This is a genomic window from Psychrobacter sp. AOP30-A2-5 (genome assembly GCF_052378115.1).
Classification (GTDB): Bacteria; Pseudomonadota; Gammaproteobacteria; order Pseudomonadales; family Moraxellaceae; genus Psychrobacter.
The window spans coordinates 1-14,281 of sequence record NZ_JBQSXK010000017.1 but is presented as its reverse complement, the minus strand read 5'-3'; the positions used below and the strand labels follow the sequence as shown (position 1 = coordinate 14,281).

The 14,281-nt window shown below is 43.1% G+C and carries 13 protein-coding genes; 10 read left to right on the top strand and 3 right to left on the bottom strand.

Annotated features, from left to right (window positions below; genetic code table 11):
* Positions 1–1,479, top strand: coding sequence for an NADH-quinone oxidoreductase subunit NuoN (nuoN, locus tag ACT3S4_RS11375; RefSeq protein WP_201553490.1), 1,479 nt, complete (start codon positions 1–3; stop codon positions 1,477–1,479).
* A 167-nt stretch (positions 1,480–1,646) separates the two neighbouring features.
* Positions 1,647–2,480, top strand: a complete 834-nt coding sequence (locus tag ACT3S4_RS11370; RefSeq protein ID WP_201553492.1) for a ferredoxin--NADP reductase — start codon at positions 1,647–1,649, stop codon at positions 2,478–2,480.
* A gap of 141 nt (positions 2,481–2,621) precedes the next feature.
* Here the strand turns inward: ACT3S4_RS11370 and ACT3S4_RS11365 are convergent, their stop codons facing one another.
* A complete protein-coding gene (locus ACT3S4_RS11365; RefSeq protein ID WP_045451664.1) occupies positions 2,622–3,401 on the bottom strand; it encodes a hypothetical protein in 780 nt (259 codons plus the stop codon).
* Between the two features lie 524 nt (positions 3,402–3,925).
* Here ACT3S4_RS11365 and ACT3S4_RS11360 point away from each other — a divergent pair.
* Together ACT3S4_RS11360 and ACT3S4_RS11355 are read left to right on the top strand one after the other, a co-directional pair.
* A complete protein-coding gene (locus tag ACT3S4_RS11360) occupies positions 3,926–4,813 on the top strand; it encodes an energy transducer TonB (RefSeq protein ID WP_444761090.1) in 888 nt (295 codons plus the stop codon).
* A 108-nt stretch (positions 4,814–4,921) separates the two neighbouring features.
* Positions 4,922–5,797, top strand: a complete 876-nt coding sequence (locus ACT3S4_RS11355; protein WP_045451667.1) for a mechanosensitive ion channel family protein — start codon at positions 4,922–4,924, stop codon at positions 5,795–5,797.
* A gap of 16 nt (positions 5,798–5,813) precedes the next feature.
* Here ACT3S4_RS11355 and ybeY read toward each other — a convergent pair whose 3' ends face one another.
* Positions 5,814–6,428: an rRNA maturation RNase YbeY gene (gene ybeY / locus ACT3S4_RS11350; protein WP_250163834.1), complete on the bottom strand. Its 615-nt coding sequence runs from the start codon at positions 6,426–6,428 to the stop codon at positions 5,814–5,816.
* 152 nt (positions 6,429–6,580) lie between these two features.
* Complete coding sequence (locus ACT3S4_RS11345) at positions 6,581–7,675, bottom strand: PhoH family protein (protein WP_045451672.1); 1,095 nt, start codon at positions 7,673–7,675, stop codon at positions 6,581–6,583.
* Between the two features lie 623 nt (positions 7,676–8,298).
* Here ACT3S4_RS11345 and ACT3S4_RS11340 point away from each other — a divergent pair.
* From ACT3S4_RS11340 to ACT3S4_RS11315, 6 genes are all read left to right on the top strand, one after another.
* Positions 8,299–9,606 (top strand): FAD-dependent monooxygenase, encoded by a 1,308-nt coding sequence (locus ACT3S4_RS11340; protein WP_444761089.1) that lies wholly within the window; start codon positions 8,299–8,301, stop codon positions 9,604–9,606.
* Between the two features lie 73 nt (positions 9,607–9,679).
* A complete protein-coding gene (locus ACT3S4_RS11335) occupies positions 9,680–10,948 on the top strand; it encodes an FAD-dependent monooxygenase (protein WP_444761088.1) in 1,269 nt (422 codons plus the stop codon).
* Positions 10,949–10,987: 39 nt separating this feature from the next.
* Positions 10,988–11,707, top strand: a complete 720-nt coding sequence (locus tag ACT3S4_RS11330) for an OmpA family protein (RefSeq protein ID WP_201559960.1) — start codon at positions 10,988–10,990, stop codon at positions 11,705–11,707.
* Between the two features lie 12 nt (positions 11,708–11,719).
* The gene (locus ACT3S4_RS11325) at positions 11,720–12,382 is read left to right on the top strand and encodes an OmpA family protein (protein WP_444761087.1); all 663 of its coding nucleotides are present in this window, start codon (positions 11,720–11,722) and stop codon (positions 12,380–12,382) included.
* A 60-nt stretch (positions 12,383–12,442) separates the two neighbouring features.
* Complete coding sequence (locus ACT3S4_RS11320) at positions 12,443–13,642, top strand: hypothetical protein (RefSeq protein WP_444761086.1); 1,200 nt, start codon at positions 12,443–12,445, stop codon at positions 13,640–13,642.
* Positions 13,643–13,712: 70 nt separating this feature from the next.
* The coding region (locus ACT3S4_RS11315; protein ID WP_444761085.1) for an OmpA family protein at positions 13,713–14,281 on the top strand (569 nt) is incomplete at its 3' end.

Below are 14,281 nucleotides of genomic sequence, written 5' to 3'. Positions count from 1 at the left end.
ATGAATGATATTACGATGAATGATTTGATGGGGTTATTGCCTTATGCGCCAATCATTGCCGTCGTTATTACGGTATTGGTGGTCATGATTGCCATCGCAATTAAACGCTCACATATGGTGACTGGTACGATGACGGTCGTCGGCTTAAATATTGGTCTGTTTACCCTCATTGGGCAAATGACAGGGATTGTGAATAGCGGTACTCTCATACCAAACGCTGAGCAGTTATTCGTTATTGATAACTTTGCTCAGTTTAATATGGTGATTATTTTTATCTGTGCATTGGCTTGTTGTACGCTCTCTTATGCGTATTTGGCAAATCTCAAGGATAATAAAGAAGAGCTGTATTTGCTCATGTTGCTATCGACGATTGGTGCTTTACTGATGGTCAGTGCTCAGCATTTAGCGTCATTCTTTATGAGCTTAGAGATGCTGTCTATACCGCTATACGGTATGCTGTCATATACCTATATGCGCAACCGCTCGCTAGAGTCTGGGCTGAAATACTTGGTGCTGTCAGCGACGGCATCGGCGACATTGCTCATGGGTATGGCATTTATCTATGCCGAAGTAGGCTCGCTCGCCTTTAAGCCAATCAGTATGGTATTGGGTGATGTTTTTGAGTCGCCACTTCTGATACTTGGTGCGGCGATGATGATGTTCGGTATCGCCTTCAAACTCTCTGCTGCGCCGTTTCATATGTGGACACCAGATGTTTACGAAGGCGCTCCAGCACCAATTGCTACCTTTTTAGCATCGGTATCAAAAGTAGCTATGATGGGCTTAGCGGTTCGTTTCTTAATCGATACGTCTTTATTGGCCTTACCCTCGGTACAGATGCTGCTCATGGTCATGGCAACTCTATCTATCTTAGTCGGTAACTTATTGGCAGTACGTCAAACCAGCCTAAAACGCCTATTGGGTTATTCATCCATTGCTCATATGGGTTACGTGTTGATTGTCATCGTCAGTATCGGCGCGGCAGCGGATAGTATCTCTAGTATGTATATGGCGGTTTATGCCTTGACCTCTATCGGTGCCTTTGGCGTCGTAACCTTGATGTCGAGCCCTTATCGCTTGTCTGGTGAAGCTGATGAGCTAACCCATTATCAAGGTCTATTCTGGCGTCGTCCCGTATTGACTGCGGTTATGACTATTATGATGTTGTCATTGGCGGGTATTCCTTTGACGGCTGGCTTTATTACCAAGCTATTTGCGATATTGGCAGCGGTACAAGGAACTAATTGGTTCTTGGCAGCGATGATCATCTTGGGTAGTGCGATCGGCTTATTCTATTATTTACGTGTGATGCTCACCCTCTTTAAACGTCCGAAACAGTTCATTGAGTTTGACGTTTCTAGCCAATGGGCGATGCGTACTGGCGGGATCATGGTTATTGCGGTGACCGCGATGATTATCTTCTTTGGTATCTTGCCAAACAGCATGATTGAATGGGCAAGTCTGGCACGTATTTGGTAAATAGCAAAAGGGTAAGTAGGGGTATGCTGATACCGCTGCTTATCTGTTATTACGGTCAGAAACCCAAGATGCGCCAGCTTTATGATAAGCTTGGCGCATCTTTTATTTTGTGTCGTTCAAAGTCTTGATAAAAATAATGATTACTAAAAAGTGAGTCGATAATTCTTATGAGTGATAATATTCAGACAGTAACCGTGCTTAGTAAGACTACGTGGACGCCAAACCTATTTAGCTTCACTGTCAGCCGTCCTGATAGCTTTAAGTTTACTGCGGGTCAATTTGTGCGTTTGGGCGTCAATCCCAGTCAATTAAAATATTACCAGCAGCAACAAGGCGACACCGTTAACGATGTACCTGATGCTGCATTGAATGAAGACATCTTTCGGGCTTATTCCATCGTCTCTTCACCTTTTGATGAAGTATTAGAATTTTTCTCTATTGTCATCCCCGATGGTGCATTTACGTCGCAGTTGCAGCATTTAGAAGTGGGCGATGAGCTGCTGCTTAATACTATGCCGTTTGGTTTTTTGACGTTAGCACGTTATCAAAAGCCTTTACCAAAAGATTTATGGCTGCTCGCGACTGGAACGGGCTTGGCACCATTTTTGTCAATGTTACAAGATTTGCAGACGTGGGAAGATTACGAGCACATCATCTTGGCTTATAGTGCGCGCTCGATAGAAGAGCTTGCCTATATCGACAAGATTGAAAGCTTGCAAGAAGACTTTGGTTCTCTGGTTGACAATCCTGCAAAACTAATCTTTATTCCCATCGTTACCCGTGAACCTGTCGAAGGCGCAATGACAGAGCGTTTGCCCAAGCTGCTGCTGGATGGCACGCTACAAGAGCGCGCAGGGATTGCCTTAGATATTGATAGCACGCACGTCATGTTATGTGGCAATCCAGACATGGTGGAAGACACCAAAGAAGCGCTCAAGACTTTAGGTTTGGTGATGAATCGTCGCGGCGAGGGCAATATTGCGGTAGAAAATTACTGGTAGTTGCATGATTGATGACGGCACGCTTTAGAAGCCATTGAAAATTTGCTTGATAAAAAAGCGCTGACGCTAAAAGACAACAATAGTCTCTAAGTGTCAGCGCTTTTTTGCTAACTAAAAAACGTCATTTTTATACTGAGGGATTTATACCTGACTCGGTTCGGTCGCATCATCTATTGGGTTAATAGGGCCTTGCATCAGCTCAGGCTCATCATCATCGCCGATGATATCTTCGTTACTGCTGGCAGCCAATAAATCACGATAATTGATTTGAGTTTTCAAAATCATTTGCTCTTCTTCAAGTTCGCCATAGTTGACTTGAACTTTATGCAAAGTGCTCATGATTTTTTTGTTCTTTTTTAACCAGCGATTGATATCAAGGTAGATAACCTCGTCCTTTGCACGGGCGATATTGATATAGGAGAGAATAAAGCCTAAAGGGTCTTTTTTCAGAATAGTGTGATAAAACCAAATAAACAGTTTGATACCTTGGCGCTTAATAAACGACTCACAACGTAGATTTAGCACATCAGTATAAGTCTGTTGACCAAAGACAAATCGCTGGACGTTACGATCGAGCTGTACATGAATCAAACTAAAATTACTCGCCACCTCTGCATAAATGCCACCAGCATCGACCGTACAGTATAAGCGGAACCAGTCATCATGCATCTCAACACGCAGCTCTAAGATGGCTTTTACATTATCAGTGACGAACTTCTGCAGCGCATCATTGACATAAATCTGTGCCACTGGCAGCGACAACTCATCTTCGAATTTATCAGTCGTTCTATGATATATCTGTTTGATTGATTGGGTAAGGCGCTCCCAACCATCGCTAAATGATTCGTCGAAACGATAGCCCATATTTTCAAAAAATTCATCAAAATTGTCTGAATTATCCCTGTTATCAAAATCACTCAAACTTATTATCCTTATAATTATAGGGGAGGTAGCTGACTCAATGGCATAAAGAGCGACTGATTAAAAAATGACAGACTGTTCTTTAATGAAAGCTGGCGAGTGGTCATTGTATGCGTTTTTGCCAAATCAGCAATAATCTGCCCTGTCTATTTACGCCTGTTTAACCCGCCCTAATGACACAAAAATTATAAAACAGTATATAACAAATATGATGGCTTCAAAATGGACACATGGGTTTTGTCGCAAATCATTTAATTGGCAATGCTTATATGTTCAAAATACGGTCTAGCGATGACATAACCGCATTGGTGTTATATCATTTTTGCTGGTTCCGCTCGTCAATAAATTGACCAAAGGAGACAAATACTGTGTGAGCGGATTAAAATGAGTCGGCAACGGTTGTGCTAGCGACAGAATTCTATGTCATGTTATGATAGCGCCAGTATAAATCCTGCCCATTATCATAACGCTTATTACTTGCTGTCTTGTATTTATAAGCTCATATTCATAAGCTGAGACCTATTGTGGCCTATATCAAAGATTCACAAAGCTATCATTTTTCCGCGCAAGCACCTAAGCGGGATGTTAGTTTACCAGTGGCCATCGTTATCGCTGTGGCCGTACACGCCATTATTATTTTTGGTATTGGCTTTTCGATGGGCAAAGATCCTGCGGCAATGATGCAAGATGTGGCAAAAGCGCTAACCGACAATATGCAGCCAAATGAAGACGCTCACTTTATTGCTAATGCCTCCCAAGAAGGTGGCGGCACAGTGGAGGAGCAATTAAGACAAGAGAACGACCAAATCAGCCCATTGTCTGCTGAGCAAATAAGTGAGACGCAAGATGTGATTAGCCTGCAGCGTCAAGTCCGCCAGCAGCATTATCAAGAAAGCTATCTGCGTACCACCTTAAGCTGGCGTCAAGCGAGCGTGGAGTCTGATAATGATAGCAAGCAAGCACAAGATGATATGATGGCGCAAGAAGAGCGTCTGCGCAAACAAATTGCTATTTTAGAGACACAGCTGTCTCAACGTCAGCAAGTTTATGCAACCAAATCAAAAGTAGTGACGGTCGATAGCAACTCGACGACGCGTGGTGCCGCGGCCGATTATATTAATACCTTCCGTGAGCATGTCGAACGCATTGGGAATTTGCATTATCCCATGCAGGCACGGGCACAAGGTATCACGGGCGAAGTGCGCCTTATGGTCATCATCAGTAGTGATGGTAATATTAAAGCCATACGTCTGCTTGAAAGCTCCAACTCCACATTACTAGATGAAGCAGCAAAACAATCGGTACGCCAAGCAGCGCCCTTTGGTAAATTCACTAAAGACATGGAAGATATTGTTGAGCTGCGTTTGATACGTACCTATCGTTACAGCGATAAAGTGGATGTTACTTATTAGAGTGAATTCAATATGTAGATGATGAGCATTAGCTACGCTGCAAACAGATAAGATACCAATATTTATAACAAACGAATACCACACACCGCTATAAAATAAAGAGTCAGTATGGAATTTTTAGGTTTTACAATAGATGTTGCCAACTTAACCAGTAACGCATTAAGCTTGGTCATTAAAGTTGCGCTAGCGATATTAATATTCGTCGTAGGTCGCTGGCTTGCCAAAAAGGCAGTCACCGTTGCTCACAAAATGATGTTGCGTAGTCGCTTAGATGACACTGTTGCGAACTTTTTAGGTCGTCTAATCTACGGGGTGCTACTGGTCGTGGTTGCATTAGCTGCCTTGAGTAAGGTTGGCGTACAGACCACCTCAGTCGTCGCTATATTGGGCGGTGCCGCAGTCGCCATTGGTCTGTCACTAAAAGATCAGTTGTCTAACTTTGCCGCTGGCATCATGATTGTGACGTTTCGCCCCTTTGTGCGCGGCGATTATGTGCAAATCAGCAGCTACACAGGGACTGTAACAGAAATCACTTTGGTCAATACCCACCTGACGACGATAAACAATCACGATATCATTATCCCAAATAGTGATATTACGACTTCAGCTGTGACGAACTATACGGCGCTACCCAACCGCCGTGTCGATATCACGGTCGGTATTGGCTATGATGCCGATATCAAAACTGCCAAAAACGTGATGCTAAATTTGGCAAAAAATAATCCGTTGGCCTTTACTGACCCTGAACCTATCGTACGTGTCACCAATTTGGGTGATAACTCAGTAGACTTGACACTAAATATTTGGACAACCAATGCTGACTGGTGGACGATGCAGTGTGATTTGCTGGAGCAATTCAAATACGCCTTAGATGATGAAAAAATCGACATTCCATTCCCGCAGCGTAATGTCCATGTCAAAGGATTAGATCAAATGATTAATCAGATGAGTCAAGCACAAAAGCTACCGATGACCAAAGACTAGTCGCTAAGAATTCGAACTAAGTATAAGGGTTTGGAAGGCTGAGACCTGCTAAAATCTCAATTTCAAACCGTTCCATCTCATCTTGCTCGGCTTGTCCAAGCTCATGATCAAAACCCAATAAGTGCAGCACACCATGTATCAGTAAATGGCTAATGTGCTGTGCGGTTGTTTTTTCTTGCTCTGCGGCCTCACGTACTATGACGCCATGACAGATGACCAGCTCACCGAGGGGTAGCGTTGGCATCAGCTCAATAATTGCGGCTGGCAGATCACTTGGATAAGATAAAATATTGGTCGCATAATCCTTACCGCGTGCTTCCAGATTTAAAGCCTGACCCTCAATTTCATCGGTAATGTATATGTCTAATACTTTAGATTTCTCTTGCCATAGCTCAGGGTCGATATCTACAAAATAGGGTAGCGTTAGACCTTCTTTAATGCGCCCATCGATATAATCCAACGCTGCCATCATCACAGACTGTAAGTGCTTACGATCATAAAAAGTGTCTAGTATGTCATCATCAATACTACTGGTGGCACTGATATCAAGTGCTGCCAAACTGGCATCATTGCCAGCACGCTCATTTGTATCATGGTTGTCAAAGCTGTTGTTACCCTTCTCTTGGCTCATGCCATTATCCTTTTACTTTATTGTAAGATGGTGTGCTTTATCATCTGATAGAACTTATGACTAAATCTAAAAAGCTCTCGTCGTAAAAAACCGGATTACTGATAGTAATCCGGCTTTGCATTTTTATAAAATTAAGTAGCAGGCTAGACCGTTTATAGCTTGGCTGCAGCATTAGCAATAACTTGTTTACGCTCTTGCTCTTTTCTGCGCTCAAACTTACGCTTTTCTTCTAACGCTACTTGTTCTTCATCATAAACATCGTAGGCTTCTACAATTTTCTGTACCAATTGATGACGTACCACATCTTTTGAATCAAACTTGGTGATATGAATTTCTTCAATACCACTTAAGATTTCCATTGCTTGCGCTAAGCCTGACTTATGACCACGTGGCAAATCGACCTGTGTAATATCACCTGTAATTACTGCTCGTGAACCGAAACCCAAACGGGTCAAAAACATTTTCATCTGTTCAGGCGTGGTGTTTTGCGCTTCATCTAAGATGACAAACGAGTTGTTTAACGTACGACCGCGCATATAGGCAAGGGGTGCGATTTCGATGACTTGTTTTTCAATCAGCTTGCCCACTTTTTCAACGCCGATCATCTCATATAGCGCATCATATAATGGACGCAAGTAGGGATCGATTTTTTGCGTCAAGTCACCTGGCAGAAAGCCCAGTTTTTCACCAGCTTCTACCGCCGGACGCACCAATAAAATCCGCTCAATCTCATTACGCTCAAGCATATCCACGGCGCAAGCCACGGCTAAATAGGTCTTACCCGTACCAGCAGGGCCAATACCGAATGAGACATCAGAGTTCAGTACGTTTTGGACGTAGGTCTGCTGATTGCCACCGCGAGGAATGATACGACCTTTACGCGTGCGTAAGCTAACTGGCGTAAACTCGTGAGCTGATTCTAAGTCCGCCTCAGCGTCTGCATTATCCTTGGCTTCTTGCTCATCCGCTTCCATATCTTCATCACGAGAAATGCTGGATTGGATAATAAGATGTAGCTCCGCTGCGCTAATGTCCTTGGTATTCTGTGCCTCGTCTACCAGTTTATAAATAATACGTTCACCGCGCTCGACATTCGATATGTCGCCACTCAAGCAGAAGTCACCTTGACGCTGCATGATTTTGATATCGAGGCGTTGTTGGATATATTTCATGTGGTTGTTGTATTCACCAAGCACGGTTTTGAGCTGTGCGGGTGTCAATGATTCAAACTTTATACGGCGGCTCATGGAATCAGTCAAGCGATTATCCTTTTATTATGTACCCCAACGCTATGATTTGGTTTTGATGGCATTGCGGGTTTAAGAGATAAAATGGTCGGTCGTTATGGTCTTGGCTTTACGTTATAGAGATAGAAATGACGGTAGAATTATTATTCGTTTTAGGAGTGATGATAAGTAACGGTCTTGCCTTTATTATGGTCGATAGATTTTAAATTTCAAGCCATACGTCGAACAGATGACACTGTTTTTGTACGACGATTGCAACCGCTTTTCGACATTGATATTTTTATGTCTACTTTTGAGCGGGTTACAGTATTGCAAATAACGTTTAGAGCGTGACGAAATCAAGCGTTTCTGTTATACGTTTTGGCTACTGTTAAGGCGACAGAGTGATGAGTGATTTGTGGTAATCTATGGGGGATGTCATAGTACTTCGTCGCGAGGTTTAAAAGATGAATAAAATGATGAAAGCTGACGAAGGTTAGGGCATATTACGTATTCGACTAAGGCTATGCCGATGTGTGAATGTTAACTATTCCCTATAAAATTAAGATAATTCTAGCGATTATTCATCGCTTATAGTGCGTGCGCCCAACAGCGTAAAATAGACATGAAAATTAGGAATAATAATGCAAAATAGTGATGTGAATTTATCGAATGCTAAAAAAAAGTTTGAACATAAAAAGGCAGCTACTGAACAGCAAGTCCTCATCGCTGGCGGTGGTCATGTGGGATTGTCATTTGCACTGTTACTAGCGCATCACGGTATTGCTAGCACGTTATTAGAAAAAAATAGCTATCCAACCATCAGTCCAAATGATGACAGCAATAGCAGCCATTATTTAGACAGCCGCAATACAGCACTGTCACGTCGTACGGTACAGATTTATCAAGAGATTGGGTTATGGGATGAGTTGCAAAGTCATGCTTGTCGTATCGATGCGGTGCAAATTAGTGAGCAAGGCAGCTTTGGGCGTGCACAATTAAACAAAGCTGAAGAGCGGGTCGAGTCATTTGGACAAGTGATGGAAAATGCGTGGCTCGGACGTAAGCTTTTAGTAGCCGCGCAGCAAGAGCCATTAATCACTTTGATCGATAATGCCAATGTCAGCGCCGTGACCCAACAAGCGGATGGGGTGACACTCAGCTTTAACTATTATGGTCAAGAGGAGCATGAGCAGCAATTGCAAGCCAGCGTTTTGGTCGCCTGTGATGGTCGCGATTCGACGGTACGCCAATTATTAAATATTGGCACGACGACTTTTGATTATCAGCAAACCGCTATCGTCGGTGTGGTAGAAACGGACAAGCCACACGAACATGTGGCGATAGAGCGTTTTAGTCCAGCAGGGCCACTGGCGGTGTTGCCATTGACCGATCCAGAAGGTGACGGCAATGATGACTATCAGACAGGCTATAGACGCTCGGTGGTTTGGGTCTGCCCAAAAGGGGAAGAAAATAAATACTTAGCAGACGATGCGCATTTCTTAGCGACATTGCAGCAAGCCTTTGGTGAGCGTGCGGGCACGTTTGTCGCTGCTGGTCGCCGCGGCGCTTATCCACTGACACGCGTGCTGGCAGACAAGCAAGTCGAGGGTCGCTGTGTCATCATGGGTAATGCCGCCCACACTTTGCACCCTGTTGCAGGACAAGGTTTTAACCTCTGTATGCGCGATGCCCATGTGCTGGCACAAATGATGAGCGCGCAAGTGCTAAAGGGCGAAGACATCGGCGATACGCAACTGTTAAAACGCTATGAGACAGCGCGTCTAAGCGATCAAAAACGCGTCATTCGCTTCTGTGATGCCGTGGTACATGGTTTTACCCATCCTAATCCAGCCATCAAGTTGGCAAGGAATGTGGCCTTGGTTGCCTTTGATAAACTGCCAAATATTAAGCCACTAGTCGCTAACTACGCGATGGGATTAAAGTCCTAGTTTGCCATATCACGGTATATTAACGGTCTAGACCAATGTTCTATACGATTGCACTTAACTATAGGAATAACTTATGAAGAATAATCATACGCTGATTATCGGTAGCGGTATTGTTGGGGCAACGCTTGCTTTACAGTTGGCGCAAGCAAAAATGCCCGTGACGTTAATTGATGCTCGCCCTGCACGTGATGACTCAGAATGGCAACAGGTGCTTGGCAAGCGGGATGCGCGCGTTTATGCCTTGAGTCTTGCCAGTATTAACTTACTTAAAGACGTGGGCGCATGGCAAAAGATTGCTGCCTCTGAGCGTAAAGCGGACTACTCACAAATGCAGGTATGGCAACTGAATGGCATGGGCGAGCTATTATTTGGTGACAGTGCTGATAATTATCCTAACAGTCATTTACCGAAAATGCTCGGTAGCATGGTCGAGCCTGCCGTCATTGAACATGCATTGTGGCAACGCCTGTATGAAGATGATGTCAGTGACTATCTAACCATTATCGCGGGGCAAAAAGTCACAAACATGGATTGGTTAGGTGCAGATCAAGGCTACCGTGTGACGTTAGACAATCAGACTGCTATCGATGCGATGCTGCTGGTTGGTGCTGATGGTCGTGGCTCATTTGTGCGCCAGCAAGCGGCGATTGGGCTAGATACACTTGATTATAATCAAACCGCTATTTGCTGTGCGATTCACACCGAAAAACCGCATCAAGCGACTGCGCGCCAAGCAATGCTGCCCACAGGTACGCTGGCACTATTGCCGTTAGCGGATATTACCGATGAGGATAAAGCCAACCCACAACATTGGCAGTCGATCGTATGGACATTGCCGCGCAATCAAGCATTGGCGTTGATAGAGGAGGACGCGCGCGTCATTGCTGATAAATTGGCTGCTGCCAGTAACTATGAGTTAGGTGCTATCACTCAGATTGAGTCAATCGCTAGCTTTCCACTGACCGCGCAACAAGCGAAAAGCTACGTCGCGGACAACCTAGTCTTGATCGGTGATGCAGCGCATGGCGTCCATCCGTTAGCGGGTCAAGGGTTGAATCTGGGCATGCTCGATGTACAGACTTTAAGCGAGCAATTGGCACATGATTTTGAACGTAGTGGTGGAACCAGCTGGGGCAGCAATCAAACGTTGCGTAGCTACGAGCGTTTGCGCCGTCCGCATAACAGTCTAATGATGCACAGCTTCTCGGCGCTTAACTGGCTATTTGCAGGGTCACTTGCACAGATGCGTCCTATTCAACAAATTCGTAATGAAGGTATGTATCGCGTTGGCAAAATCAAGCCATTGATGCGTTTGTTTGCTAAACAGGCGAGTGGGGTTTAGAGGTTTGAATGAAGTTATTAACTAAACTAAGGATGGCGTATGAAGACTCAGTCATGGATGGCGATAGCTGTCGTAATAGCTAGTTTTATTTTAGCCTCCTGCCAATCTACACCTAAAAATAATACAATAGATAAAAAGGCAGACAACACACCTAAAGTATTGATAGAACCACTTGCAGATACAGACAATGACGGCGTGCCCGATGAAATTGATAACTGTCCTAACACTGCTGAAGGGGTCAAGGTTGATCCCTATGGTTGTCCAGTGGCGGTCAATTTGATTGGGTCACTAGTAATGGATATTCGAGTCTATTTCACCTCAGATAGTATTACCCTAACCAACGAAGCTTATTTAACTGAAGTACAAAAGGTCGCTGAAAAAACGCGTAACAATCCTGACTTAGTTACCATTTTATCAGGGCATATCTCCAAAGCTGAAGCTGAAAACCGTCAAGCCACTAACGCCACGCCTAATAATAGACGCTTAGCGAGTAATCGCGTGAAATTAGTCAAAGATTATTTAGTAGAGCAAGGGATTGTTGCTGATAAAATTTTGGCGTTTGATTGCAGGGATAAAATTCAGCTTGGTGTTAATAATGAAGGTGCTAATATTGAAACTGAAAAGCATGCTGCTGAAATGTCATTGTTGAATCAAAGAGTTTTTGGGGCGGTAATAGAAGCTGATAAAGCATATTCTAGGAATTACCCTGATGAGCAGCATTCTTTGAAGCATTATAAAGAAGTCTGTCAGCAGCTTTAGAAGAAATAATTTATGAATACGCTATTGAGAAGTATACTTGTTGTTTTAATCAGCGTCTTAACGCTATCCGCATGTCAAACACATGACTTGTCTAACCAAAAAGCTCAAACTATTAATTTGCCAATTATTCTGATTAATTTAGATAGCGACGGCGACGGCGTGCCTGATGATTTAGATCAATGCCCAAATACGACAGAGAACGTGGTAGTGGACGAAAGAGGTTGTCCTGAGATTACAAGTCTTATTGGTATGCCTCCAATGATGGAGTATCGTGCTTTTTTTACCAAGGACAGCAGTGAATTACTGCCACAGTATCATGATGAGCTTGATAGAGTAGCAGAACAAATGAATAACTATGATACGGCTACTATGAAAATTGAAGCTCATGTCTCGAAGGATGAGGTCAATAAAGCTTCTACCTCAATGTTGCAATCAAACTCACTAGCTAAGAATAGAGCACTCATTGTTAAAAACTACCTAGTTTTAAATCACAAAATCGAGTCTAGTCGTCTGACTACTCTCGATTGCGGTATTAAAGGTTCTATTGCACCTTCTGATACCGAGGAAGGCAGATCTATGAATCGTAGAGTTTATAGCTTAGTAACTGATTTAAAAAACTACAAAGCTAATTATCATCAAAATGACCTAGGCTCAAACAGGTGTATCGAGTTTTAGTTTTTGTCATTTATTAATAAATAACCATAAAATAAAAATAACTACTCGAAGGTAAACTTCATGCTCATCCCTAAATACTGGGCGCAACACAAACAGCGCTTTGAATCGCTAGAAACGTCTAGTAAACCTTCCAAGCAAGCCACTATAAAACGTTACGGTTGGTCAGATATCAGCCAAATGGAAGCGCTATCCCATGCTAAATTGCGAGTCAATGAGGCGCATCATCGCTGGCTGGCAGGTGAAGATATCTTACGCCGTGAGCGCAGGGAAGAGTATAACGAAGGCAATAGCATTCCTATTCGTGAAGAGATTATTTATGAGCATGATTTTCCAAAAAATGAATTATCTAATAATAGTGCAGCAGTAACGAAGCTCATTGTCACGCGCAACAGCTATGGCGCACAAGTCGCTAACGTCGATAATATCGCCATTATTGATGTTGATAATGATGATTTATTGCGTCATAACTATCCTGATGATTATAACCATCATGGCTTTATGCCTGCCTTTCTCATTAATCAAAGCAATCCAACAACCAAAATAAAAGTTTGGGCTTTTGTTATTGTTTTTATACTCATCGCCAGTATTATCGCTTGGTTGGGGTTGTCATGGTTATGGCTGTTAGTCGTTATGTTTGGTGCGACCGTCTATTTGTGGCAACAAGCCAGTGTTAAAGACAAGGCCCGCGCGCAAAAATATGCCGATGACGCCGCCTCGTTACTGCCCTATATGACGGATTTGATCAAAAAACGTATTGCTAATCATCCTACCGAATGCTTTCGTTTATATCAAACACCTGCAGGCTTTCGTATTATTGCGACTCACGATGTTGTATCGCCAAGTGATAACGTGGTAGAAGGTTGGTTTGCATATTTCCATGCGGATACCAATTATGTCCGTCTGTGTCAGGTGCAACAGTGCTTTCGAGCGCGGATTACTGCCAAGCCGTGGCGTATGAGTGAAGTTGAAAATAAGAAGTTGGCTAAAGATATCCCTGCTAAGGACTTTTGGTTTGGCTCCGAGAACACAGATATAGATAGTAGCATTGAGCAACGTCAACATGAGTTAAAAGCGCGCAAACAATGGATGGCTGATTATGATAAGTATGCCAAAAACTATCGAGCATGCCATTATGTCGAAAGTATGGTTGGTAAAGAGGTTGCTAGGGAAAGTGGCAGTGGAGCACCTTCTCATATTGATGAGTTTATCCAGTGGCATGATAAGGCGTGTCAGGTGGAAAAAAATCTAGAGATGGCTTAGGTTATACTTTTCTTAATTAATTTTTTACGAATGCTAAAGTAGTATTTAATTGTATAGAGGAAGGCTACTGATGGGACTTTATAGCGTTTTATTATTAATAGCATCTATTGCTTTAGCTGGCTGCCAAACCACTACAGCTGCGCCGTCTAAAAAGCTACCTAAAGATGAAAATATCAGGACGATGCAAGCAGAGATTGATTCAGATGGCGATGGCGTACTCGATGATATAGATGAATGTCCAGGTACACCTTTTAACGTAGTGATAGATGAAAGAGGGTGTCCAGATTCCTTACTTTTTGGTGAAAATGAATTTATGATGGAAGCTAGAGCCTATTATGATGAAAATAGCAGTGAGATAAAAAGTGAGTATTATGAACAGCTAGATAACGCAGGCAAAAAAATGCAAGTTCATTTGGACGCTGTTATGCATATTGAAGGGCATATATCCAAACGTGAAGACAATAATGCAAATCAAACATTATCAAGATACCGCGTGGAAGGAGTTAAAAATTATATGACCATGACATATAATATTGATCCTGATCGTATTAAGACTTTTTACTATGGATCAGAACGTCCAATTGCGCCAAATGATATCGAAAACAGTTGGCTCAACCAGCGTATCTATGCGCTTATTAG